At 72.6% G+C, this 22951-nt stretch carries 20 protein-coding genes; 15 read left to right on the top strand and 5 right to left on the bottom strand.

The window, feature by feature from the left end:
* Positions 1-34 precede the first annotated feature (34 nt).
* Positions 35-1108 (top strand): S1C family serine protease, encoded by a 1074-nt coding sequence (locus ACFYZJ_RS04085; RefSeq protein WP_388562591.1) that lies wholly within the window; start codon positions 35-37, stop codon positions 1106-1108.
* Between the two features lie 121 nt (positions 1109-1229).
* Here ACFYZJ_RS04085 and ACFYZJ_RS04080 read toward each other — a convergent pair whose 3' ends face one another.
* Positions 1230-1439 carry a hypothetical protein gene (locus ACFYZJ_RS04080; protein WP_200417016.1) on the bottom strand — a complete coding sequence of 70 codons (210 nt, stop codon included), beginning with the start codon at positions 1437-1439 and terminating at the stop codon, positions 1230-1232.
* Between the two features lie 112 nt (positions 1440-1551).
* Here ACFYZJ_RS04080 and ACFYZJ_RS04075 point away from each other — a divergent pair, with 112 nt between their 5' ends.
* The 12 genes from ACFYZJ_RS04075 to ACFYZJ_RS04020 all read left to right on the top strand — a co-directional run bounded on the left by ACFYZJ_RS04075 (position 1552) and on the right by ACFYZJ_RS04020 (position 18461).
* Positions 1552-2751 (top strand): bifunctional adenosylcobinamide kinase/adenosylcobinamide-phosphate guanylyltransferase, encoded by a 1200-nt coding sequence (locus tag ACFYZJ_RS04075; protein WP_388562588.1) that lies wholly within the window; start codon positions 1552-1554, stop codon positions 2749-2751.
* Between the two features lie 81 nt (positions 2752-2832).
* The gene (gene cobT / locus ACFYZJ_RS04070) at positions 2833-3900 is read left to right on the top strand and encodes a nicotinate-nucleotide--dimethylbenzimidazole phosphoribosyltransferase (protein ID WP_388562586.1); all 1068 of its coding nucleotides are present in this window, start codon (positions 2833-2835) and stop codon (positions 3898-3900) included.
* A 66-nt stretch (positions 3901-3966) separates the two neighbouring features.
* Positions 3967-5748, top strand: a complete 1782-nt coding sequence (locus ACFYZJ_RS04065) for a phosphatidylglycerol lysyltransferase domain-containing protein (protein WP_388562584.1) — start codon at positions 3967-3969, stop codon at positions 5746-5748.
* A 64-nt stretch (positions 5749-5812) separates the two neighbouring features.
* Positions 5813-6496 (top strand): hypothetical protein, encoded by a 684-nt coding sequence (locus ACFYZJ_RS04060; RefSeq protein WP_388562582.1) that lies wholly within the window; start codon positions 5813-5815, stop codon positions 6494-6496.
* 42 nt (positions 6497-6538) lie between these two features.
* Positions 6539-7321: an adenosylcobinamide-GDP ribazoletransferase gene (locus ACFYZJ_RS04055; RefSeq protein ID WP_388562580.1), complete on the top strand. Its 783-nt coding sequence runs from the start codon at positions 6539-6541 to the stop codon at positions 7319-7321.
* Between the two features lie 289 nt (positions 7322-7610).
* On the top strand, positions 7611-9143 hold the full coding sequence (locus ACFYZJ_RS04050) for a leucyl aminopeptidase (protein ID WP_388562578.1): 1533 nt from the start codon (positions 7611-7613) through the stop codon (positions 9141-9143).
* 302 nt (positions 9144-9445) lie between these two features.
* Positions 9446-10834, top strand: a complete 1389-nt coding sequence (gene lpdA / locus ACFYZJ_RS04045; RefSeq protein ID WP_388562576.1) for a dihydrolipoyl dehydrogenase — start codon at positions 9446-9448, stop codon at positions 10832-10834.
* Positions 10835-10893: 59 nt separating this feature from the next.
* Positions 10894-12747 carry a 2-oxoglutarate dehydrogenase, E2 component, dihydrolipoamide succinyltransferase gene (gene sucB, locus ACFYZJ_RS04040; protein WP_388562574.1) on the top strand — a complete coding sequence of 618 codons (1854 nt, stop codon included), beginning with the start codon at positions 10894-10896 and terminating at the stop codon, positions 12745-12747.
* A gap of 245 nt (positions 12748-12992) precedes the next feature.
* On the top strand, positions 12993-13616 hold the full coding sequence (locus ACFYZJ_RS04035; protein ID WP_388562572.1) for a GntR family transcriptional regulator: 624 nt from the start codon (positions 12993-12995) through the stop codon (positions 13614-13616).
* A 322-nt stretch (positions 13617-13938) separates the two neighbouring features.
* The gene (gene aceE / locus ACFYZJ_RS04030) at positions 13939-16641 is read left to right on the top strand and encodes a pyruvate dehydrogenase (acetyl-transferring), homodimeric type (protein WP_388562570.1); all 2703 of its coding nucleotides are present in this window, start codon (positions 13939-13941) and stop codon (positions 16639-16641) included.
* Between the two features lie 114 nt (positions 16642-16755).
* The gene (locus ACFYZJ_RS04025) at positions 16756-17886 is read left to right on the top strand and encodes a helix-turn-helix transcriptional regulator (protein WP_388562568.1); all 1131 of its coding nucleotides are present in this window, start codon (positions 16756-16758) and stop codon (positions 17884-17886) included.
* Positions 17887-17942: 56 nt separating this feature from the next.
* Positions 17943-18461 (top strand): DUF4240 domain-containing protein, encoded by a 519-nt coding sequence (locus tag ACFYZJ_RS04020; protein ID WP_388563367.1) that lies wholly within the window; start codon positions 17943-17945, stop codon positions 18459-18461.
* A 20-nt stretch (positions 18462-18481) separates the two neighbouring features.
* Here ACFYZJ_RS04020 and ACFYZJ_RS04015 read toward each other — a convergent pair whose 3' ends face one another.
* The 3 genes from ACFYZJ_RS04015 to ACFYZJ_RS04005 all read right to left on the bottom strand — a co-directional run bounded on the left by ACFYZJ_RS04015 (position 18482) and on the right by ACFYZJ_RS04005 (position 19841).
* On the bottom strand, positions 18482-18745 hold the full coding sequence (locus ACFYZJ_RS04015) for a hypothetical protein (protein WP_388562566.1): 264 nt from the start codon (positions 18743-18745) through the stop codon (positions 18482-18484).
* A complete protein-coding gene (locus ACFYZJ_RS04010; protein WP_388562564.1) occupies positions 18742-18942 on the bottom strand; it encodes a hypothetical protein in 201 nt (66 codons plus the stop codon). Before ACFYZJ_RS04010 ends, ACFYZJ_RS04015 begins: the two co-directional genes overlap by 4 nt.
* Before the next feature lie 128 nt (positions 18943-19070).
* Positions 19071-19841: a peptidoglycan recognition protein gene (locus tag ACFYZJ_RS04005; RefSeq protein WP_388562562.1), complete on the bottom strand. Its 771-nt coding sequence runs from the start codon at positions 19839-19841 to the stop codon at positions 19071-19073.
* A 329-nt stretch (positions 19842-20170) separates the two neighbouring features.
* Between ACFYZJ_RS04005 and ACFYZJ_RS04000 the strand changes: the two genes are divergently transcribed.
* Positions 20171-21355 (top strand): MarP family serine protease, encoded by a 1185-nt coding sequence (locus ACFYZJ_RS04000; RefSeq protein ID WP_388562559.1) that lies wholly within the window; start codon positions 20171-20173, stop codon positions 21353-21355.
* Positions 21356-21388: 33 nt separating this feature from the next.
* Here the strand turns inward: ACFYZJ_RS04000 and ACFYZJ_RS03995 are convergent, their stop codons facing one another.
* Entirely contained in the window at positions 21389-21877 is a 489-nt protein-coding gene (locus ACFYZJ_RS03995) for a GNAT family N-acetyltransferase (protein ID WP_388562557.1), read from the bottom strand.
* A gap of 71 nt (positions 21878-21948) precedes the next feature.
* Between ACFYZJ_RS03995 and ACFYZJ_RS03990 the strand changes: the two genes are divergently transcribed.
* Positions 21949-22851, top strand: coding sequence for a TIGR01777 family oxidoreductase (locus ACFYZJ_RS03990; RefSeq protein ID WP_388562554.1), 903 nt, complete (start codon positions 21949-21951; stop codon positions 22849-22851).
* Positions 22852-22951 lie beyond the last annotated feature (100 nt).

Raw genomic sequence — 22951 nt, 5'->3', positions numbered from 1 at the left:
GGCAGGGCCGCCGGCCCTTGGTGAGACTCGGGGCATGGACGCTTCCCGTACCCGGGTCCCGCACCGGCTGTGCGCCCCGCTCCTCGTCTGCTGTCTGGTCCTGCTCGGCGGCTGCACCCCCGGTTCCGGGTCCTCGGCCGGCAAGGAGGACACGGCAAACACGAAAACCACCGTCCGGGCCCTCGCGGCGGACGACCTGCAGAGCGAGTACCAGCGGGTCATCAAGGACGTCCTGCCGTCCGTCGTGCAGATCCGGACGGGCAACGCCCTCGGGTCCGGCGTGGTCTACGACGGCCGGGGACACATCGTCACCAACGCGCATGTGATCGGGCACAACCGGGCGTTCCAGGTGACCACCGCCAACAGCGAGCAGCCCCTGACCGCCCGGCTCGTCTCCTCGTACCCGGAGCAGGACCTCGCCGTGATCCGGCTGGACAAGGTGCCGCGCGGGCTGAAGGCGGCCGCCTTCGGGGACTCGGCCAAGGTCGAGGTGGGGCAGATCGTGCTCGCCATGGGTTCCCCGCTCGGGCTGTCGTCGAGCGTGACGCAGGGGATCGTGTCGGCGACCGGACGGACCGTCAGCGAGGGCGGCGACGGGGGTACGGGCGCCACCATCGGGAACATGGTGCAGACCTCGGCGGCGATCAACCCGGGCAACAGCGGGGGCGCGCTGGTCGACCTCGGCAGCCGGGTCATCGGCATCCCCACGCTCGCCGCGGTCGACCCGGAGCTCGGGGGCGGTGCGGCGCCCGGGATCGGGTTCGCGATCCCGGCGTCCCTGGTGAAGACGGTCGCCGACCAGATCATCAGGACCGGGCACGTCACCGACTCGGGGCGGGCGGCCCTGAACATCTCGGCCCGCACGGTGGTGAACGACGCGTACCAGCCGGCCGGGGTCTCGGTGGTCGACGTCAAGAGCGGAGGCGCGGCCGACAGGGCGGGCATCCGGGCCGACGACATCATCACCGAACTGGGAGACACGCGCATCACCACCGTGACGTCCCTCGCGGAGGCGCTCGCCGGTGACAAGCCCGGACAGCGGACGACGGTGACGTTCCTGCGGGACGGGCACCGGAAGACGGTGGACGTCACCCTGGGCGAGCAGTAGGGGGATGGGCGAGGGCCGGGCCCTCGACCCGTGCCGGTGGACTCGGGCCCTCGCCCCGCGCCGGTGGACCCCGGGCCTCGACCCGTGCCGTGGACCCGGGCCCTCGCCCCCCGCCGGTGGACTACTCCTCGGCGTGCAGGCTCATCGGCCCGTAGATCTCCGTGCCGTCCTCGAACAGCCGCACCTGGTCGGCTCCTCCGGCGAGCAGTTCCTTCCAGTGCTCCCCGATCCAGGACTCGGCGTCCCCCTGCGTGGTGAACTCCTCGGGCGCGACCGCGGGCTGGACCTCCGTTCCGTCGGCCTTCTCGAACCGCCACGTCCATGCCACCATCTACGCCTCCACGATGTGAGCACCTGCGGACCAGGGGCCGGATCTTGTCCGGCTCGTGATCTGAGCCTAGCCGGGCGCGCAACACCTGCGACGACCCGGGAAAATCAAGTCCGTGGAACTCACTCTGCTCGGTACCGGTGCCCCGCTCGGCCTCCCCCGTCCCGGCTGTCCCTGCGCCGCCTGCGCGCGGGCGCTCGGGCCCGCGGCGCGGGCGGCGACCTCCCTGCTCGTGGACGGGGCGCTGCTGCTCGACCTCACGCCGGGCGCGGCGTTCGCCGCAGCGCGTGCCGGGCAGTCGCTGGCGGGCGTACGGCAGGTGCTGCTCACGCATCCGCACGGCGGTCCCCCGGTGGAGGTCCCGGCGGGCCTGCCGCAGCCCGGACGGGTGCCGGACGGGCGGCAGTTGGCGCTGCTGACCGGGCACCGGGTGCGGGCGCTCGCGATGGACGCCCCGGGCACGGGATACGCGGTGACCGGCCCGGACGGGACACGGCTGCTGTATCTGCCGCCGGGTGCGGCGCCCGCGGGGCTGACGGGGCCGGCGGAGCCGTACGACATGGTGGTCGCCGATGTCGTGGGGCGGCCGGACGCGCTGGCGAAGCTGCGGGCGGTGGGGGCGCTCGGGCCGACCACGGACGTCGTCGCCGCCCATCTGGACCATGAGGTGCCGCCGGGCACCGAGCTGGCGCGGCGGCTCGCGGCGGCGGGAGCGCGGGCGGTGCCGGACGGCACGATGCTGGCCGTCGGCGCCTGTGAGGACGCACCGGACGTCCCTCGGCGCACCCTTGTGCTGGGCGGGGCGCGGTCGGGCAAGTCGGTGGAGGCGGAGCGGCGCCTGGAGGCGTTCCCGGACGTGCTGTACGTGGCGACGGGCGGCACGCGGGGCGGGGACACGGAGTGGGCGGCGCGGGTGGCCGCGCACCGGGAGCGGCGGCCCGGGTCCTGGCGCACCGCCGAGACCTGCGATCTCGTACCGCTGCTGAAGGACGACGGGCCGCCGCTGTTGATCGACTGTCTGTCGCTGTGGCTGACGGACGCGATGGACGCGGTGAACGCGTGGGACGACGCGGAGTGGGCGGCCGGCGGCGAACGGGCGCTGCGCGGGCGGGTGGAGGAGCTGGCGGCGGCGGTCCGTGAGACCCGGCGGACGGTCGTCGCCGTCTCGAACGAGGTGGGCTCCGGCATCGTCCCGGCGACCGCGTCCGGCCGCCGCTACCGGGACGAACTGGGCCGTCTGAACGCCGCGTTCGCGGCGGAGTGCGAGCATGTGCTGCTGGTGGTGGCCGGGCAGGCGCTGACGCTGCGCGGATGACGGCCGGCCGGTGGCCTCGCGGCGCACCCATGGCTGCGGGTGGCGCGTTGGCGTTCGATCTCTGCCGGTACTGTTCGGCGAATGAGCTCGCTTAATCTCGACGACTTCACCGATCTGATCGAGCGCCCCGACGGCGGGGTGCGCCGCGACGCGGAGGCGCGCCGGGAGCGTCAGATCGTTCCGCCCGGGGCCCTGGGGCGCCTGGACGACCTAGGTGAGTGGCTGGCGGCGGCGCAGTCCACCGTGCCGGTGCGGCTGATCGAGCGGCCGCGCGCGGTGCTGTTCGCGGGGGACCACGGGGTCGCAACGCTCGGCGTGTCGGCGCGGCCGGCGGGCGGTGCCGATCAGCTGGTGCGGGCGGTCCTGGAGGGCGCCAGCCCGGCGTCGATCCTGGCGCGCCAGCTGGACGTGCCCGTACGGGTGGTCGACATGGCGCTGGACTGCGACCCCGAGGGGCTGCCGGAGGACGTCGTACGGCACCGGGTGCGGCGCGGCAGCGGGCGCATCGACGTGGAGGACGCACTGACCCTCGAGGAGGCGGAGGCGGCGTTCCGGGCCGGGGTCGCGGTCGCGGACGAGGAGGCGGACGCCGGGACGGATCTGGTGGTCCTCGGCGATGTGAGCGTCGGCGGGACGACGCCGGCGGCCGTGCTGATCGCCGCGCTGTGCGGGACCGACGCCTCCGTGGTGACCGGGCGCGGGGGCCTCGCGATCGACGACCTGGCGTGGATGCGCAAGTGCGCGGCGGTCCGGGACGCGCTGCGGCGGGCCCGGCCCGTGCTCGGGGACCAGTTGCAGCTGCTGGCGGCGGTGGGCGGGGCCGATCTGGCCGCGATGACCGGCTTCCTGCTGCAGTGCGCGGTGCGCAAGACGCCGGTGATCCTGGACGGGGTCGTGTCGGCGGCGTGCGCGCTGGTGGCGCAGCGGATCGCGTTCCGCGCGCCGGACTGGTGGCTGGCGGGCCAGAACAGCGGGGAGCCGGCCCAGGCCAAGGCTTTGGACCGGATGGCCCTGGAGCCGCTGCTCGACCACGGCGTGACGGTCGGTGAGGGAGCCGGGGCCCTGCTCGCGCTGCCCCTGGTGCAGGCCGCGGCCGCCCTGGCGGCGGAGCTCCCGGAGAAGCCCGCGGAGGCCGACGACAAGGAGTGAACCGGCCGATTTCTGCCTCGAACCGCTCCCCCACACGCCCCCAAGCGCCCCATATCATCGCCCTTCATGGGAGATGCCCGATTTAGCGTGGAACGGGAACGCTCGGTTCGGCAGGGGGGCGGGGGGCGGGCCTCCCGGCGGGCCGCCGCGTTCGCCGTCTGGTACCTGCGTGCCGTCACGTTCATCAACTTCCTCTCGGCCGTCTGGGTCTCCTTCGGGCAGGACGTGCGACGGCACAACCAGGAGAACCTCTTCACGCCGTACCTGCTGACCGCGGGCTTCGCCTCCGGCGTGTTCACGATGTTCCTCGCCGTCACCATGCGGCGTCGCAAACGGGCCGCGTGGATCCTCAACCTGGCGCTCAGCGGCCCGTTCCTGCTGCTGTTCGCGTTCGCCATGACGTTCCCCGAGATCCGGCAGTACGCCCAGAACTGGATCTCCCTGGTCCTCACCGCGGCCTTCGCCGGCGCGCTCCTCGTCGGCCGCCGCGAGTTCTACGCCAAGGGCGACCGGTCCAACCCGCGGCTCGCCGCCGCCGTCGCCGCCGGCGGTCTGCTCACCGCCTCGCTGCTCGCCGCGCTCCTGGTCACCGTCACCAACACCGCGCGGGACGCCCACCGTTCGACCTTCCCGGAGCGCTGGCGCTACGGCACCCTGCGCCTGGTCTCGGTCACCGTCGACGACTCGCACTACCCGGGGATCGCCACCCCCAACTGGGTCAACGTCACCATCAACGTGTTCAGCACGCTGCTCGTCCTCGCCGTCCTGTACGCCGCGTTCCGCTCCCGGCGCGCCGTCGACCCGATCACCGAGGACGACGAGAAACGGCTGCGGGCCCTGCTCGAACGGCACGGCGAGCGCGACTCACTGGGCTACTTCGCGCTGCGCCGCGAGAAGAGCGTCATCTGGTCGCCCACCGGCAAGGCGGCCGTCGCCTACCGCGTCCTCGGCGGGGTCTCGCTCGCCTCGGGCGACCCGCTCGGCGACCCGGAGGCCTGGCCCGGCGCCATCGAGCCGTGGCTCGCCCAGGCCCGCGCGCACGGCTGGATCCCAGCCGTGATGGGCGCGAGCGAGGAGGCCGGGACCGTCTACGCGCGGCACGGGCTGGACGCCCTGGAACTCGGTGACGAAGCCATCGTGGACGTCGGCGAGTTCACCCTGGAGGGGCGGGCGATGCGCACCGTCCGCCAGGCCTGCAACCGGGTCCGGCGCGCCGGATACACGGTCCGCATCCGGCGCCACGCGGACATCCCCGCTGCCGAGATGGCGTTCCTGCTGCAGAAGGCCGACGACTGGCGCGACGGGGCCACCGAACGCGGCTTCAGCATGGCGCTGGGCAGGCTCGGCGACCCGGAGGACGGGCGGTGCGTGATGCTGGAGTGCAGGGACGGCGAGGGGCGGCTGCGGGCGCTGCTGTCCTTCGTGCCGTGGGGACCGCACGGCCTGTCGCTGGACCTGATGCGGCGCGACCGGGACTCCGACAACGGCCTCATGGAGTTCATGGTCATCGAACTGCTGCGCCGCGCCCGCGAGATCGGGATCACCCAGGTGTCGCTCAACTTCGCCATGTTCCGCTCCGTCTTCGAACGTGGTGCACGACTCGGTGCGGGACCGGTGCTCAGGCTGTGGCGTTCGCTGCTCAGCTTCTTCTCGCGCTGGTGGCAGATCGAGTCGCTGTACCGGGCCAACGCCAAGTACCGGCCCATCTGGGAACCCAGGTTCCTGCTCTTCGAGAAGAGCGCGGACCTGCTGCGCATCGGCGTTGCCTCGGCGCGCGCGGAGGGGTTCTTGGAGGCGCCGGGACTGCCGAAGTGGCTGCACCGCAAGCACCTTGAGTCGCATAGATGAGGAGCACGGGGGACATGACGAGCGCCGGGGACACGATGAGCGCCGGACAGATGCGGACCGCTGGATGAACGCCCTCGTCCGCCTGGTCCGCGCCGAGTGGGGACCGCCGTACGGCACCGTGCGTCAGGCCCTCACTCGGCGCACCTGGCGGGCGCTGCCGCTGACGCTCACGGCCGTGTGCCTGACCTCGGTGCTGCAGTTCGTGCAGAACCAGTCGTGGGGCTTCGAGTTCGTACAGAACATCGGGTCGGTACGGGCCGATGAGCCGCTGCGACCGGCCCTGTTGCGCACCCCGCTCTCCCTCTTCGTACCGGCTCTCGACCTGCCGGTGTGGGGCGCGCTGCTGCAGGTGCTGTTCGTCTTCGGGATCGCCGAGATCTGCCTGGGCTGGTGGCGCACCCTCGTGATCGCCTACACGGCCACGCTGGCCGGCACCCTGTACGCGCGCGTGGGCATCGGTCTGGGCGCGCACCATCCGCTGGGGCTGCCCGCGACGGACGCGCAGGTCGTCGACACCGGGCCGTCGGCGGCCGTGATCGGGCTGGCGGTGTTCCTGTGCTGGCGGTACGGCGCGCGCGTCACGGGGGGCGTGGTGATCGCGGCGATGGTGGTGGAGCTGCTGGTGAAGGACAACCTCGCGGGCAAGGAGCACATCGCGGCGATCGCGGCGGTGGTGGTGTTGTGCCGGCTGTCGGAGCTGCGCCGGCGGTCCCCGGCGGGTGCCCGGTTGCGTGACACCCGCGGGTGAGGTGGGCGGGGGCGTGCCGGCTCCGCCGGTTACGCTGCCGCCGTGTCCAGGATCCCGCCCGCTCATGGCCTCCGTTTCGCTTTCGGCACCCTCACCGTGCTCCCCGTCAGGGTCACCCGGTGGGACCGGGACGCGGCGCGCGGGGGCATGTTGTGTGCGCCTCTTGCGGGAGTGGTCGTCGGGGGCATCGCCGGGCTGGTCGGGGCGGTGATGGTGGCGCTCGGGGCAGGAGCCCTGCTCGCCGCCGTGGGTAGCGCCGCCGTGCCCGCCGTGCTCACCCGGGGGCTGCATCTGGACGGGCTGGCCGACACCGCCGACGGGCTCGGAAGCGGCAGGCCCGCCGAGGACGCGTTGCGGATCATGAAGCAGTCCGACATCGGTCCGTTCGGTGTGATCACGCTGGTCTTCGCGCTGTCGGCCCAGGTGGCGGCCCTCGCGCAGGCGTACGGCCACTCCTGGGAGCGGGGCGCCCTCGCGGCGGTGGTCGCCGCGACGGCGGCCCGGCTGGCCCTCACCCTGGCCGCGCGGGACGGCATACCGGCCGCCCGGCCCGAAGGGCTGGGGGCGGCGGTCGCGGGCGTGGTGCCGGTGGGCGGTGCGCTGGCGGTGGGCGCCGCCGTGGCCGTGGCCGCCGCGGCCGGGGGCGCGCTCCTCGGGTCGTACGACGCGGCCCGTACGGCCCTCGCGGTCGTCGTCTCGGTCGCCGTCGCCGAACTGCTGCTGCGGCACTGCGTGCGCCGCTTCGGCGGGGTCACCGGCGACGTCTTCGGCGGGCTCGCCGAGACGGCCGCGACGGCGGCACTCGTCGTGCTGTCACTGGGCTGAGCAGGCTGCCGCCGCGCCCCCTGGGTCGTATCCGGCCGGGCGCACCGCCGTTGACCGCCGGCCGATCGGCACTTCACGGGGGCGGACTCCGGGCGGCGCGGCCGTCCCCGGTGGCGATCGCCGACGCCTGGCACCACGGAAACCGGCCACCGCGCGTAGGCTCGTGCAGGGTGTTTTCCCAGCCCAGGTGAAGACCGGATGTGCACGGCAATCTAGGGTCGGTTCCCGGGCCGGTCGACCCCATCCGTTCGGCCACCTGAAACTCAATCGGAAGCGAGATTTCACCACCGTGACTGCTCTCACTCTCAGCACCGCCGCCGCGGCCGGCCTGCGCGCCGACGCGATCGTGGTCGGTGTCGCGAAGGGCGCTGAGGGCCCGGTCGTCGCACCGGGCGCCGAGGCCGTGGACCAGGCGTACGACGGCAGGCTCGCCGCCATCCTGCAGACCCTGGGTGCCTCGGGTGCCGAGGGCGAGGTGACGAAGCTGCCCGCGCCCTCCGGCTTCAAGGCTCCCGTCGTGGTGGCGGTGGGCCTCGGTGCCGAGCCGGAGAAGGACGAGGCGTTCACCGCCGAGGCGCTGCGCCGCGCCGCCGGATCCGCGGCCCGCGCGCTCGCCGGCTCCAAGAAGGCCGCCTTCGCGCTGCCGATCACGGACGCCGCCGACGCCGGCGCCGTCGGCGAGGGCGCGCTGCTCGGCGCGTACTCCTTCGACACGTACAAGGAGAACGGCGGGAACGGCCGGAACGCCAAGAAGAACGGCAGGGCCCCGCTCGCCGAGGTCGCCCTGCTCGGCGGCAAGCCCCGCGACAAGGCGTACAAGGCGGCCGTGGAGCGCGCCGTCGCCGTCACCGAGGAGCTCAACCGCGCCCGCGACCTGATCAACACCCCGCCGAACGACCTGAACCCGGCGGCGTTCGCGGCCCTCGCGCAGACGGCGGCCAAGGAGCACGGCATCAAGGTGCAGGTGCTCGACGAGAAGGCGCTGGCCAAGGGCGGCTACGGCGGCATCCTCGGCGTCGGCGCGGGCTCCGCCTCCGCCCCGCGCCTGGTGAAGCTGTCGTACACGCACTCCAAGGCGAGCAAGCACCTGGCCTTCGTGGGCAAGGGCATCACCTACGACTCGGGCGGCATCTCCCTCAAGCCGGCCGGCCACAACGAGACCATGAAGTGCGACATGTCCGGCGCGGCGGCGGTCTTCGCCGCGGTCGTGGCCGCCGCACGCCTCGGCCTCGAGGTGAACGTCACCGGCTGGCTCGCCCTGGCCGAGAACATGCCGTCGGGCTCCGCGACCCGCCCCGGTGACGTGCTGCGCATGTACAGCGGCAAGACCGTCGAGGTGCTCAACACGGACGCCGAGGGCCGGCTGGTCCTCGCGGACGCGCTGTGGGCGGCCTCGGAGGAGAACCCGGACGCGATCGTGGACGTCGCCACCCTCACCGGCGCGATGATGCTGGCGCTCGGCAGCCGCACCTTCGGGATCATGGCGAACGACGACGCGTTCCGCACCGCGGTCCACGAGGCCGCCGAGGAGGTCGGCGAGGACTCCTGGCCGATGCCGCTGCCGGAGCACCTGCGCAAGGGCATGGACTCCCCCACCGCCGACATCGCCAACATGGGCGAGCGGATGGGCGGTGGCCTGGTCGCCGGTCTGTTCCTGAGGGAGTTCGTCGGCGAGGGCATCACCTGGGCCCACCTGGACATCGCCGGCCCGGCCTTCAACGAGCAGGCCCCGTTCGGCTACACCCCGAAGGGCGGCACGGGTTCGGCGGTGCGCACGCTGGTCCGGCTCGTGGAGCTGGCGGCCGCCGGCGACCTGGGCTGATCGCGGCACACCCGCTGAGGGCGGCCCCCGGACCGACGCGGTCAGGGGGCCGCCCTCGCCCTCGCCCGGGGGTTACGCCCTCGACGAAATCCGTACGGCCCACCGGCGCCGGGACCTTGCGACGTGACGGATCAGACGTCTCACACACCGGCCCGGCGTCTCGGTAGCCGCCGACAAGTGCAAAGATGGGGTCTCGGCAGGACAGGGCCCCACCGAAGGGCCGAAGCATCAAGCGGCCGGACACCAGCCGCCTGCCGGTCACCGACGACCGGCGCACGGCGCACATGCATGGAGGACGTGACGTGGCGAACGACGCCAGCACCGTTTTCGACCTAGTGATCCTCGGCGGTGGTAGCGGTGGTTACGCCGCGGCCCTGCGCGGGGCGCAGCTGGGCCTGGACGTCGCCCTGATCGAGAAGGACAAGGTCGGCGGCACCTGCCTGCATCGGGGTTGCATCCCCACCAAGGCCCTGCTGCACGCGGGCGAGATCGCCGACCAGGCCCGGGAGAGCGAGCAGTTCGGTGTCAAGACCACCTTCGAGGGCATCGACGTACCGGCCGTCAACAAGTACAAGGACGACGTCGTCTCGGGCCTGTACAAGGGTCTGCAGGGTCTGATCGCCTCGCGCAAGGTGACCTACATCGAGGGAGAGGGCTACCTGTCCTCCCCGACCTCGGTGGACGTCAACGGCCGGCGGATCCAGGGCCGCCACGTCCTCCTGGCGACCGGCTCCGTGCCGAAGTCGCTGCCGGGTCTGGAGATCGACGGCAACCGCATCATCTCCTCCGACCACGCCCTCTTCCTGGACCGCGTGCCGCAGTCCGCGATCATCCTGGGCGGCGGCGTCATCGGTGTCGAGTTCGCCTCCGCGTGGAAGTCCTTCGGCTCCGACGTCACGATCATCGAGGGCCTCAAGCACCTCGTCCCGGTCGAGGACGAGAACTCCTCCAAGCTGCTCGAGCGCGCCTTCCGCAAGCGCGGGATCAAGTTCAACCTGGGCACCTTCTTCCAGAAGGCCGAGTACACCCAGGACGGTGTCAAGGTCACCCTCGCCGACGGCAAGGAGTTCGAGGCCGAGGTCCTCCTCGTCGCCGTCGGCCGCGGCCCGGTCTCCCAGAACCTGGGCTACGAGGAGGCCGGGGTCGCCATGGACCGCGGCTACGTCCTCGTCGACGAGTACATGCGCACCAACGTCCCGACCATCTCCGCCGTGGGTGACCTGGTCCCGACCCTCCAGCTCGCCCACGTCGGCTTCGCCGAGGGCATCCTGGTGGCGGAGCGCCTGGCCGGCCTGAAGGTCGTCCCGATCGACTACGACGGCGTGCCGCGCGTGACCTACTGCCACCCCGAGGTCGCCTCCGTCGGTATCACCGAGGCCAAGGCCAAGGAGATCTACGGCGCGGACAAGGTCGTCGCCCTGAAGTACAACCTCGCGGGCAACGGAAAGAGCAAGATCCTCAAGACCGCGGGCGAGATCAAGCTCGTCCAGGTCAAGGACGGTGCCGTGGTCGGCGTCCACATGGTCGGCGACCGCATGGGCGAGCAGGTCGGCGAGGCCCAGCTGATCTACAACTGGGAGGCGCTGCCGGCCGAGGTGGCCCAGCTCATCCACGCCCACCCGACGCAGAACGAGGCGCTCGGCGAGGCGCACCTGGCGCTGGCCGGCAAGCCGCTGCACGCGCACGACTGACCCTCGGTCGACGAACGCGACGACACAGACTTCCGCACTTGTAAGGAGCAACCGAAACCATGGCGGTTTCCGTAACCCTTCCGGCGCTCGGCGAGAGCGTCACCGAGGGCACTGTCACCCGCTGGCTGAAGGCCGAGGGTGAGCGCGTCGAGGCCGACGAGCCGCTGCTCGAGGTCTCGACCGACAAGGTCGACACCGAGATCCCGGCGCCGGCGTCCGGTGTGCTGTCCTCCATCAAGGTCGCCGAGGACGAGACGGTGGAGGTCGGCGCCGAGCTGGCCGTCATCGACGACGGCACCGGTGCCCCGGCCGCCGCCCCGGCCCCGGCCGCCGAGGCCGCTCCCGCCCCGGCTCCCACTCCCACGGCCGCTCCGGCCGCCCAGGCCCCGGCCGCCCCCTCCACCGAGCAGGCCGCCCCGGCTCCGGCCCCGACCGCCGAGGCCACCGCAGGTGCCGGCACCGCCGAGGGCACCGAGGTGGTCCTGCCCGCGCTCGGCGAGTCCGTCACCGAGGGCACCGTCACCCGCTGGCTGAAGTCGGTCGGCGACACCGTCGAGGCCGACGAGCCGCTGCTCGAGGTCTCCACGGACAAGGTCGACACCGAGATCCCGGCGCCCACCTCCGGTGTGCTGCTGGAGATCGTGGTCGGCGAGGACGAGACCGCCGAGGTCGGCGCCAAGCTCGCCGTCATCGGCGCCCCGGGTGCCGCTCCGGCGGCCGCCCCGGCCCCGGCCGCCCCCGCTCCGGCGCCCGCCGCCGAGGCCCCGGCCGCCCCGGCCCCGGCTCCGGCCCCCGCCGCCCCGGCGGCCCCCGCCGCCCCGGCGGCCCCCGCCGCCCCGGCGGCCCCCGCCGCCCCGGCGGCCCCCGCCGCCCCGGCGGCGCCCGCCGCTGCGGCCCCGGCCGCCCCGGCTCCGGCTCCCGCGCCGGCCGTGCCCGCGCCCGCCCCGGCCCCGGCTGCTCCGGCCGCCGCCCAGCCGACCGACGAGGGTGCCTACGTGACCCCGCTGGTGCGCAAGCTCGCCGCCGAGAACGGCGTCGACCTGGCCACCGTCAAGGGCACGGGCGTCGGCGGCCGTATCCGCAAGCAGGACGTCATCGCCGCCGCCGAGGCCGCGAAGGCCGCCGCCGCTTCCCCGGCCCCGGCCGCAGCTGCCCCGGCCGCCAGGAAGGCCCCGGCGTTTGAGGTCTCCCCGCTGCGCGGCCAGACCATCAAGATGCCGCGGATCCGCAAGGTCATCGGCGACAACATGGTCAAGGCCCTGCACGAGCAGGCCCAGCTGTCCTCGGTGGTCGAGGTCGACGTGACCCGCCTGATGAAGCTGCGCGAGCGGGCCAAGGCCTCGTTCCAGGCGCGCGAGGGCGTCAAGCTCTCCCCGATGCCGTTCTTCGTCAAGGCCGCCGCCCAGGCGCTCAAGGCCCACCCGGTCATCAACGCCCGGATCAACGAGGCCGAGGGGACCATCACCTACTTCGACACCGAGCACATCGGTATCGCGGTGGACTCCGAGAAGGGCCTGATGACCCCGGTCATCAAGAACGCCGGTGATTTCAACATCGCCGGTATCGCCAAGGCCACCGCCGAGCTCGCGGGCAAGGTCCGGGCGAACAAGATCACCCCGGACGAGCTGTCCGGCGCGACCTTCACCATCTCCAACACCGGTTCGCGCGGTGCCCTGTTCGACACGATCATCGTGCCGCCGGGCCAGGTCGCGATCCTCGGCATCGGCGCCACGGTCAAGCGCCCGGCCGTCATCGAGACGGAGGAGGGTACGGTCATCGGCGTCCGCGACATGACCTACCTGACCCTCTCCTACGACCACCGCCTGGTGGACGGCGCCGACGCGGCCCGTTACCTGACGGCGGTCAAGGCGATCCTGGAGGCGGGCGAGTTCGAGGTCGAGCTCGGCCTCTGATCCCCTCAGGGATACGGCTGTACGACGCCCCCGTCCGGAGCTGTCCGGGCGGGGGCGTCGCGTTTGCCGGGTGTAAGCCTCGTCTCACCTGCGCTGAAGCGCCGGTATGCGCCCTTCCCCCGGGCGTTGGCGGCCGTATTGTCTAAACGTCAACGCCCCCGGGGTCCCGCCCGTCGCCCGACCGCCACCCCTCAACGAGGCCCTTCGGGCCGCTGCATTGGATTGCCCCTCCTTAAGGAGCCCTCATGACCGCGCCCGTCGTCCACTCGCTGCGCGAACAGATCCGCGAGCACATCGTGGAGGGGATCGTCAGCGGTCGTTGGAAGCCGGGCGAGCGGATCGTGGAGCGGCGGATCGCGACCGAGCTGGAGGTCAGCCAGACCCCGGTGCGCGAAGCGCTGCGGGAGCTGGAGTCACTGCGGCTGATCGAGTCGGCGCCGAACAAGGGCGTACGGGTGCGGAACCTGACGGCGGGCGACCTGGAGGAGAGTTACCCGGTCCGGGCCGGTCTGGAGGCCATCGCGGCGGAGCTGGCGGCACAGCGGCTGGCGGAGGACTGCTCGGCGCTGGAGCCGCACGTGGCCGCGCTCTACGAGGCGGACCGCAGGTCGGACGGTACGGCGCAGGTGCGGCACACGGTGGCCTTCCACCGCGAACTGGTCCGCGCGGCCGGCAACTCGGTGCTGCTGCACACCTGGGAGGGCCTGGGCATCGAGGTCTTCACGGCCCTGTCGATCCGCTGGCTGGGCACGGTCCAGCAGTCGTACGCGGAGGAGCACGAGGAACTCGTTCAGGCGTTCAAGCGTCGCGACCCGAGGATTGCGGACCTGGTGAAGGCTCACGTGCTCGGCTGCGCGCCGAGGGCGTGAGCGGACGGAACCCTCAGGGAACCCTCCCGAACACCGGAGCGAGCTCCCGCTCATACGTCGCCCGACCTGCGAAAACCCCGAGCCACGACGTCACCCGGTGCCACCACCCGAGGCACCGCGTGCCGACTTTCTCGTGATCAAGAGGTTTTGCCCCTCAACCCTTTGATCGATCATCGATCAGCGAGTTAGAGTCCCCGATGGGCCACGCGACGGAGCCGCAAACCGGCACCGCACCCAAGCCCACGCCCTGTCCTGCCAAAGACCAAGGGCACCCCGACCCTTACCGATGAGGGCACCCCCTTCGACTGAGGAAGGCGGCGACATGACCGACCCCTACGCCATCCAGCCGAGCGAGCTCGACCAGCTCCCGGACCGCGACCCGGAGGAGACCGCCGAATGGCAGGCCTCCCTGGACGCCGTCGCCAAGGCGGCCGGGCCGCACCGTGCCGCGTACCTGATGCGCCGCACGCTGGAGCGCGCCGAAGGGGCCGGCGTCGCGCTGCCGAAGCTCCTCGAGACCGACTACGTCAACTCCATCCCCACCGCCGCCGAGCCGTCCGTGCCCGGTGACGAGGAGATGGAGGCCCGGATCACCGCCTGGAACCGCTGGAACGCGGCGGCCATGGTGACGCGCGGCAGCAAACACGGCGTCGGCGGCCACATCGCCACCTTCGCCTCCGCCGCCTGGCTGTACGAGACCGGCTTCAACCACTTCTTCAAGGGCAAGGAGGGCGACGGCTCGGGCGACCAGCTCTACATCCAGGGCCACGCCTCCCCCGGCATCTACGCCCGCGCCTTCCTCGACGGCCGCCTGACTGAGCAGCACCTGGACAACTTCCGCCAGGAGGCCGGCGGCAACGGCCTGCCCTCCTACCCGCACCCGCGCCGCCTGCCCTGGCTGTGGGAGTTCCCGACGGTGTCGATGGGCCTCGGCCCGCTCTCCGCCATCTACCAGGCGCGCTTCAACCGCTACCTCACCAGCCGCGGCATCAAGGACGTCTCCGCCTCGCACGTGTGGGCGTTCCTCGGTGACGGCGAGATGGACGAGCCGGAGTCGACGGCGGCCCTCGCGCTCGCCGCCCGTGAGGAGCTGGACAACCTCACCTTCGTCATCAACTGCAACCTGCAGCGCCTGGACGGCCCGGTCCGCGCCAACTTCAAGATCGTGCAGGAGCTGGAGGCCCAGTTCCGCGGCGCCGGCTGGAACGTGGTCAAGACGCTGTGGGGCACGACCTGGGACGAGCTGTTCGCCCTCGACACGACGGGCGCGCTGGTACGGCGGCTGCGCGAGGTACCGGACGCGCAGGTCCAGACGTACCAGACCCGTGACGCCGCCTACATCCGCGAGGACTTCTTCGGCAAGGACCCGGCGCTCGTCGAGATGGCGAAGCTGCTGAGCGATGACAAGATCCTCGAGTGTTTCCACGTCTCCCGTGGCGGTCACGAGGCGCGCAAGGTGTACGCCGCGTACAAGGCCGCCCTGGAGCACAAGGGCGCCCCGACCGTGATCCTGGCCCAGACGGTCAAGGGCCACACCCTCGGTGAGGGCTTCGCCTCCAAGAACGCCAACCACCAGATGAAGAAGCTGACGGTGGACGAGTTCAAGGCGATGCGCGACCGCCTCGGCCTGCCGATCAAGGACAGCGACTTCGTCGACGGCGTGGTCCCCTACGGCCACCCGGGCGCCGACTCCCCCGAGGTCCGCTACCTCCAGGAGCGCCGCGCGGCCCTCGGCGGCCCGGCCCCGGCCCGCCGCGTCCACCCGGTGGCCCCGCTGCCGGCCCCGGCCGAGAAGGCGTTCGCCGCGTTCGACAAGGGTTCCGGCTCGCAGAACGTCGCCACCACCATGGCGTTCGTCCGTCTGGTCAAGGACCTGGTCCGCGACAAGGAGACGGGTAAGCGCTGGGTGCCGATCGTCCCGGACGAGGCGCGCACCTTCGGCATGGAGTCGCTCTTCCCGTCGCTCGGCATCTACTCGCCCAAGGGCCAGACGTACGAGCCGGTCGACCGCGACCAGCTGATGTACTACAAGGAGGCCAAGAACGGCCAGATCCTCAACGAGGGGATCACCGAGGCCGGTTCGATGGCCGACTTCATCGCCGCCTCCACGTCGTACGCGACGCACGGCGAGCCGATGATCCCGTTCTACATCTTCTACTCGATGTTCGGCTGGCAGCGCACCGCCGACCAGATGTGGCAGCTCGGCGACCAGCTCGGCCGCGGCTTCCTCGTCGGCGCCACGGCCGGCCGTACCACGCTGACCGGTGAGGGCCTGCAGCACGCGGACGGCCACTCCCCCGTCATCGCCGCGACCAACCCGGCGGCGCTGACGTACGACCCGGCGTTCGCGTACGAGATCGCGGTCATCGTGCGGGACGGTCTGCGCCGGATGTACGGCGAGGCGGCCCCGGGCGAGGACCAGAACGTCTTCTACTACCTCACCGTCTACAACGAGCCGCTGCCGCAGCCGGCGAAGCCGGCCGCCCCCGGCATCGACGAGGGCATCGTCAAGGGCCTGTACCGCTTCAACACGGCGGAGTCGGCGGGTCTCGCCCCTGCGGCCAACGCTCCGCGCATCCAGCTGCTGGGTTCCGGTACCGCGATCCACTGGGCGCTGAAGGCGCAGAAGCTGCTCGCCGAGGAGTGGGGCGTGGCCGCGGACGTCTGGTCGGCGACCTCCTGGACGGAGCTGCGCCGTGACGCCTTGGAGGCGGACGCGGCGTTGCTGCGGGGCGAGGAGCGGGTGCCGTACGTGCGCCAGGCGCTGCAGGGCGCCGAGGGCCCGGTGCTGGCCGTCTCCGACTACATGCGCCAGGTCCCGGACCAGATCGCGCAGTGGGTGGAGCAGGACTGGTCCTCGCTGGGCGCCGACGGCTTCGGCCTCTCCGACACCCGTGAGGCGGCCCGCCGCCACTTCGGCGTCGACGCCGAGTCGATCGTGGTCGCGGCCCTCGCCCAGCTCGCGAAGCGCGGCGAGGTCAAGGCGGCGGCCGTGAAGGAGGCCCGGGAGAAGTACGGCCTGTAAGGCCTGAGGTCCGGTGAAGGGGTACGGCGGTCTCGCCGTACCCCTTCACTGCCGTGAGAGGCGCCCCCGTGGGCGAACGAGCCACGAAATCAGTGGCCCCGGCATCATGAACCCATGCGTGCCGCCCGTCTGATCAAAATGGTGCTGCTGCTGCAGTCCCGCCCCTCCATGACCGCCGCCGAGCTGGCGAAGGAGCTGGAGGTGTCCGAGCGGACCGTCACCCGGGACGCGCAGGCGCTCTCGGAGGCGGGGATCCCGGTGTACGCGGACCGGGGGCGGGCGGGCGGCTACCGTCTGGTCGGCGGGTACCGCACCCGGCTGACCGGTCTGGCCCGCGGCGAGGCCGAGGCGCTGTTCCTCAGCGGCGTGCCGGGCGCACTGCGCGAGATGGGTCTTCAGGACGTGGCCTCGGCGGCCCGGCTGAAGGTGTCCGCGGCCCTCCTCCCCTCCCTGCGCGACGCGCCGCGCACGGCGGCACAGCGGTTCCATCTGGACGCGCCCGACTGGTTCAAGGAGCCCGGGACGCCTGCGTTGCTGCCGGCCGTGGCGGACGCGGTCTGGGACGACCGGCGGATCACCGCCGGCTACCGGCGCGGCGAGGACGTGGTCGAGCGCGCACTGGAGCCGTACGGGCTCGTGCTGAAGGCGGGCGTCTGGTACTTGTGCGCGCGGATCGGTGAGCCGCAGGGGCGTGCCGGTGCCGAGGGTGCGTGCGGGTCCCCCCTGCTCCAGCGAAGTCGAGAGCTCGGGGCGGCGCGGAGGCCCGAAGGACTGAGCGCGGTCGAACCCTCGGCGCCGGGGGAGGCGCCCCGGAGGCGAGCCGCAGGGGGCGCGGGGCACGGCTCTTTTCGGGTGTACCGCATCGACCGTTTCACGGTCGTGGACGTGGGCGCGGAACGCTTCGCCCGGGACGAGGAGTTCGACCTGCCCGCCTTCTGGGCGGAACGGGCCGAGGAGTTCGCGCGGTCGATCCTGCGGGCGGAGGTCGTGGTGCGGCTGTCGGAGGAGGGCGTGCGAAGACTGCCGTACGCCGTCGGCCGCGCCTCGGCCCGTCAGGCGCTGCGGGACGCGGGCGCCCCGGACGCGCGCGGGTGGGTGACGGCGGCCCTGCCCGTGGAGTCCGAGGAGGTCGCCCACACACAGCTCACGGCGCTCGGTCCGGAGGTCGAGGTGCTGTCGCCCGAGGGGCTGCGCGCGCGTTTCGTGAGCGACGCGCGGCGGCTGGCGGGGCTCTACGGCGCCTGACGTCCCGGCGTACTCCGCGTGCGCCCCTTGCCCCGAAGGCCGATGCTGGTCCCGTGATGGACGAGACGGAGTTCTGGGAGCTGATGGACGCGAGCCGCGAGGCCGCCGAGGGCGACCCCGAGGAGCAGGCCGACATGCTCGTCGAGCGGCTGCTGCAGCTGGACCCGGAGTCGGTCCTGGACTTCGCCCGTCACTTCGAGTCCCGGTTCAACCGCTCGTACCGATGGGACCTGTGGGGTGCCGCCTGGGTACTGCTCGACGGGGCCAGCGACGACGCGTTCGACTCCTTCCGGTGCTGGCTGATCGGCCAGGGCCGGCATGTCTTCGAGGGCGCCCTGCACGATCCCGACTCGCTCGCCGACCTGCTGGAGGACTTCGACGAGGAGATCGACGGCGAAGGAGAGGAACTCGGCTACGCGGCGGACGAGGCGTACGAACAGCTCACCGGCACCGAAACGCCCGACCTGGACATCCCGCCCACGCCCGCGGAGCCGGAGGGCACGCCGTTCGACCTGGAGCAGGACTCCGTGCTGGCCGAGCGCTACCCGAGGCTCTGGGACCGTTTCCGCTCCTAGTGCCGCGGCAGGCATGAGCCTCAGGCCACGCGCCGGCGGGTCGGGGCCGAGGGCAGGTAGGCCTGGGCCGGGCCGGCGCCCGGGAGGTGGGGGTGCGGCGCCCGGTCGTGCTTCGCCGCCTGGTGGAGCGGCGCCTTGTTGGCCTGGTCCAGGGCGGACGCCGTGGCGGCGGCCGGGCCGAGGACGACCGTGGCGGCCACGCAGAGCACCGTCCACGGGTTGCGCACGGCTCCGGCCCAGGTGCTCGGCCCTGTCGTCCTCGTCCGCGTACGGCTGTTGCTCATGGTCCCACCTCCGGTCGGCTGTTGCCGAGAACGTGGTGGAGCGGCGCCTTGTTGGCCTGGTCCAGGGCGGACGCCGTGGCGGCGGCCGGGCCGAGGACGACCGTGGCGGCCACGCAGAGCACCGTCCACGGGTTGCGCACGGCTCCGGCCCAGGTGCTCGGCCCTGTCGTCCTCGTCCGCGTACGGCTGTTGCTCATGGTCCCACCTCCGGTCGGCTGTTGCCGAGAACGGTAGGCCGCCGGGTTCTCAGGACCCTTCGGACGGCCTGTGGCGTTGCTGTGGACCGGGGCCCCGGCCGGACCGGGACAGCGGGCGTGATGGGCCGTCACTTCCTGCCCTGCAGATGGGCCGCCTTCTGTCTGATCGAGGGGAGCAGGGCGGTGAGGGCCGCGCCGGGGCAGTTGGTGCTGTAGCCGTCGTTGTGGCCGGCGAGGGCGGGCAGCAGGGCGGTGCTGCCCTCCTGGTACCGGCTCTGGCCGTTGCTGGAGACCAGCTTGACCTTGCTGCGCGGGTCGACGTCCACGAGGCCCAGCTTCCACGCGGCCAGGGCGGCGATCGCGTCGGTCATCGCCTTGGGCACGGGCACGCCCTGGGAGAAGGTGCCGATGGCGGCGATGCCCGTGGTGCGGTGGTTGAAGCCCTGGGTGTGGGCGCCGGTGACGGGACGTTCGACGCCGCCCGTGCGGCCCTCGTAGATCGTGCCGCAGCGGTCGACCAGGAAGTTGTAACCGATGTCGTCCCAGCGGCGGTAGCCGATCTGGCCCGCGTACAGCGCCCGGATGATGCGGGGCGTGTCGGCGCAGTCGTACCGGTTGGGCGAGGCGGTGTGGTGCACGAAGACGGCGACGACCTTGTCGTCGTAGCGCGGCGCCGGCCGGCTCCCGGCGCCTTCCTCCGCGTTCGCCCAGGCGGACCGCGGCAGGATGCGCGGCCTGGGTGCCGTGTGCAGGACGGCGGTTCGGGCGCCGGCCGGCCACTGTGGGGGCCGTACCTGGACCGGGGTTTCGGCCCCCAGGGTCCCGATCACCAGCGCGGCACCGGCGGTGAGTCCGGGCAGACAGCCGACCAGGAGCAGGACGACACCCGAGATCCGCACCGAACGGAGCGACCGGAGCGGGCGTCTCTTTCTGCCCCTTCGTGCTCTTCGGAAGACACGCATGGACCCACTGTCCATGCCGTACGCCGCGTCCGCGATGTGTGCTGTGCCACCCGGTGGAACCATCGTCCCGGTCCAGGACGTTTTCACCAGTGCGCGCCGCGCGGGTCGCCCGGGCGACCGCACACCGGCCAGGGGTGCGGAGGTGGTCCCCGGGTGATGCAGCGAAAGGTCGTCGCGCGCGTGGCCGATTTCCGGGCCCACGTGCGCGGGGCTGATCACCGGACCCCCGCTGCGCGTACTAAGGGGTCCAAGAGAAAGGCGGCTTCGTGGACCTGCTCGACATCCTTCTGGTGCTGGTCATCCTGGCCTACGCGGCGTCCGGCTACCGGCGCGGACTGGTGGCCGGCTGTGTCTCCCTGGCCGGTTTCGTGGGCGGCGCCGTCGTCGGTGTGTGGATCCTGCCCTGGGTGATGCACCTGGTGACGCGGGGGACGACCGCGGCGACGGTGGCGGCGGTGTTCACGGTTCTGGTCCCGGCGGCGATCGGCCACGAGCTGGCGGGCCGGCTCGCGCTGAGGCTGCGGCGCGAGCTGGACCGCGGGCCGCTCAGGGTGGCCGACGGGATCGGTGGGGCGGCGGCGAACTCGCTGGCGGTGTTGATCGTGGCGTGGGTGGCCGCGAGCGTCCTCGGCGCCTCCTCCTCACCGCTGGTCACCGAGGCGATCCGGGACTCACGGCTGCTGGGCGCCGTGCAGAACGTGATGCCGGACACCACCCCCACCTGGTTCTCGCGGGCCACCTCCGCGCTCACCCAGGCGGGCTTCCCGCAGGTCTTCAACCCCTTCGAGAACGAGCCGACGGCCACGGTGGCCAAGCCCTCCGGGGACAACGTCACACCGAGCGCGACCAACGCCGCCAAGCTGAGCACGGTCAAGATCGAGGGCGCCTCGGGCCTCCAGGGCCGCGAGGGCAGCGGGTTCCTGTACGCGGCGCGGCATGTGATGACCAACGCCCACGTGGTGGCCGGCATCGACCATCCGACGGTACGGGTGGGAGGCGTCGGCCCGGCGTACGCGGCTCGGGTGGTGCTCTTCGATCCGGACCGGGACGTGGCCGTGCTGTACGTGCCGGACCTGCGGGCGCCCGTGCTGCGGTTCGACGACGGGGCCAAGCGCGGCGACGCGGCCGTGGTCGCGGGCTATCCGCAGGACGGCGACCTGACGCTGCGGGCCGCCACGGTCGCGAACAAGATCCAGGCGACGGGTCAGAACATCTACAACACGGACACCGTCACCCGCGAGATCTACTCCATCCGCTCCACCGTCCTGCCCGGCAACTCCGGCGGCCCGCTGCTCACCACCGACGGCGAGGTGTACGGCGTGGTGTTCGCCCGGTCCACCTCCGACCAGGAGACGGGGTACGTGCTGACGGCGGACGAGGTGGCGGGCGACGCCCAGCGGGCGGCGAACGCCACGGCGCCGGTGGACACGGGCGAGCTGGTCACGTCCTGACCGCTGTGCGCGTCGAGGCGCGGCGTGTACGCGTCAAAGGGAGCGGCCCATGAGCACGTCGTCGACGTACTCGCCCTCCAGCAGGAACTCCTCGGGCAGGACACCCTCCACCATGAACCCCTCGGACTCGTAGAGCGCCCGGGCGGGGGTGTTGTGGCCGAGGACGCGCAGGGTGATGCGGCGGGCGCCGCGGCGGCGGGCCTCGTCCTGGGCGGCCCGCAGCAATGCCCGGCCGACGCCGGCGCCGCGCGCCTCCTCGGCGACGGCCAGGCCCTGGATCTGCCGGACGTGGGAGTTGCACGCGAGCGAGGTCGGGAACCCCAGCCGGATGTAGCCGACGAGGGTGCCGTCGCGTTCCGCGACGAGGTGGTCCCGTGGCCCGAAGCGCTCGCTGTAGAAGGGCTCGTACGGCGGCTGGGGGCGGGGCTGGACGGCGTGCAGCGGGGACCAGGTCTCCCGGTCGAGCCGGCCGAGGGCGTCCTCGTCGTCGAGGGTGGCCAGACGTATGTACGCAGCGGGCATGAAGATCACTGTACGGCGGGGTAAGAGTGTCCTGACCGGGGTTTTGGGCGACGCGCGACAGGATGGATTTCATGGAACTTTCAAGGATCGCCGTGGCCGGTGCCTCCGGTCTCATCGGCAGTGCCCTGGTCCGGTCGCTGGCCGCGGAGGGGCACGAGGTGGTGCGCCTGGTGCGCCGCTCCGCCCGGGGCAAGGACGAGATCTGCTGGGATCCGGAGGGGCAGTACATCGACACGACCGGGCTGGCCGGGTGCGACGCGGTGGTCAACCTCGCGGGGGCCGGTGTCGGCGACCACCGCTGGACGGAGGCGTACAAGAAGACGCTGCGGGACAGCAGGGTGCTCGGGACGGCGGCGCTCGCGGAGGCCGTCGCCGCCCTGCCCGAGCCGCCGCGTGTCCTGGTGAACGCCAGTGCGATCGGCTACTACGGCGAGACCGGGGACCGGGTGGTCGACGAGGAGGCCCCGCCCGGGGACGGCTTCCTGTCCCGGATGTGCGTGGAGTGGGAGGAGGCGACGGCTCCCGCGCGGGAGGCGGGCGTGCGGACGGTGTTCCTGCGCACCGGGCTGGTGGTGGCGCGTGAAGGCGGCGCCTGGGGGCGGCTGTTCCCGCTCTTCCGGGCGGGGCTCGGGGGGCGGATGGGGGACGGGCGCCAGTACTGGTCGTTCATCTCGCTGTACGACGAGGTGGCGGCGATCCGCCATCTCCTCGGTACCGAGGGGCTGTCCGGGCCGTTCAACCTGACGGCTCCCGAACCGCTGACGAACGGTGAGATCACGGCGGCGATGGGACGGGTGCTGCACCGGCCGACGCTCTTCTCGGTGCCCGCGCCCGCACTGCGGCTGGCGCTCGGCGAGATGGCCGGGGACGTGCTCGGCAGCGCCCGGGTGGTGCCGAGGCGGCTGCTGGAGTCCGGGTTCTCGTTCACGTTCCCGGGGATCGAGGACGCGCTGCGGGCGGCGCTCCGGCCGTGACCGGGCGGACTCACCGGACGGCGTGACGGGACGGCGTGACCGGACGGCGTGGCCGGACGGCGTGACGGCGGCACGGCACCTTTCGCGTTCGACCATATGC

This window comes from Streptomyces sp. NPDC001848 (assembly GCF_042891915.1).
In the GTDB taxonomy this organism is placed as follows: domain Bacteria; phylum Actinomycetota; class Actinomycetes; order Streptomycetales; family Streptomycetaceae; genus Streptomyces.
This window is presented reverse-complemented; position numbering and strand designations above follow the sequence as displayed.

Excerpts from the sequence above, each read along its gene's own strand:
- ACFYZJ_RS04085 (WP_388562591.1), top strand. The coding sequence starts at position 35 with ATGGACGCTTCCCGTACCCGGGTCCCGCACCGGCTGTGCGCCCCGCTC.
- ACFYZJ_RS04080 (WP_200417016.1), bottom strand. The coding sequence starts at position 1,439 with ATGGTGGCATGGACGTGGCGGTTCGAGAAGGCCGACGGAACGGAGGTC.
- cobT (WP_388562586.1), top strand. The coding sequence starts at position 2,833 with ATGAGCTCGCTTAATCTCGACGACTTCACCGATCTGATCGAGCGCCCC.
- ACFYZJ_RS04065 (WP_388562584.1), top strand. The coding sequence starts at position 3,967 with ATGGGAGATGCCCGATTTAGCGTGGAACGGGAACGCTCGGTTCGGCAG.
- ACFYZJ_RS04060 (WP_388562582.1), top strand. The coding sequence starts at position 5,813 with ATGAACGCCCTCGTCCGCCTGGTCCGCGCCGAGTGGGGACCGCCGTAC.
- sucB (WP_388562574.1), top strand. The coding sequence starts at position 10,894 with ATGGCGGTTTCCGTAACCCTTCCGGCGCTCGGCGAGAGCGTCACCGAG.
- ACFYZJ_RS04035 (WP_388562572.1), top strand. The coding sequence starts at position 12,993 with ATGACCGCGCCCGTCGTCCACTCGCTGCGCGAACAGATCCGCGAGCAC.
- aceE (WP_388562570.1), top strand. The coding sequence starts at position 13,939 with ATGACCGACCCCTACGCCATCCAGCCGAGCGAGCTCGACCAGCTCCCG.
- ACFYZJ_RS04025 (WP_388562568.1), top strand. The coding sequence starts at position 16,756 with ATGCGTGCCGCCCGTCTGATCAAAATGGTGCTGCTGCTGCAGTCCCGC.
- ACFYZJ_RS04020 (WP_388563367.1), top strand. The coding sequence starts at position 17,943 with ATGGACGAGACGGAGTTCTGGGAGCTGATGGACGCGAGCCGCGAGGCC.
- ACFYZJ_RS04015 (WP_388562566.1), bottom strand. The coding sequence starts at position 18,745 with ATGAGCAACAGCCGTACGCGGACGAGGACGACAGGGCCGAGCACCTGG.
- ACFYZJ_RS04010 (WP_388562564.1), bottom strand. The coding sequence starts at position 18,942 with ATGAGCAACAGCCGTACGCGGACGAGGACGACAGGGCCGAGCACCTGG.
- ACFYZJ_RS03995 (WP_388562557.1), bottom strand. The coding sequence starts at position 21,877 with ATGCCCGCTGCGTACATACGTCTGGCCACCCTCGACGACGAGGACGCC.
- ACFYZJ_RS03990 (WP_388562554.1), top strand. The coding sequence starts at position 21,949 with ATGGAACTTTCAAGGATCGCCGTGGCCGGTGCCTCCGGTCTCATCGGC.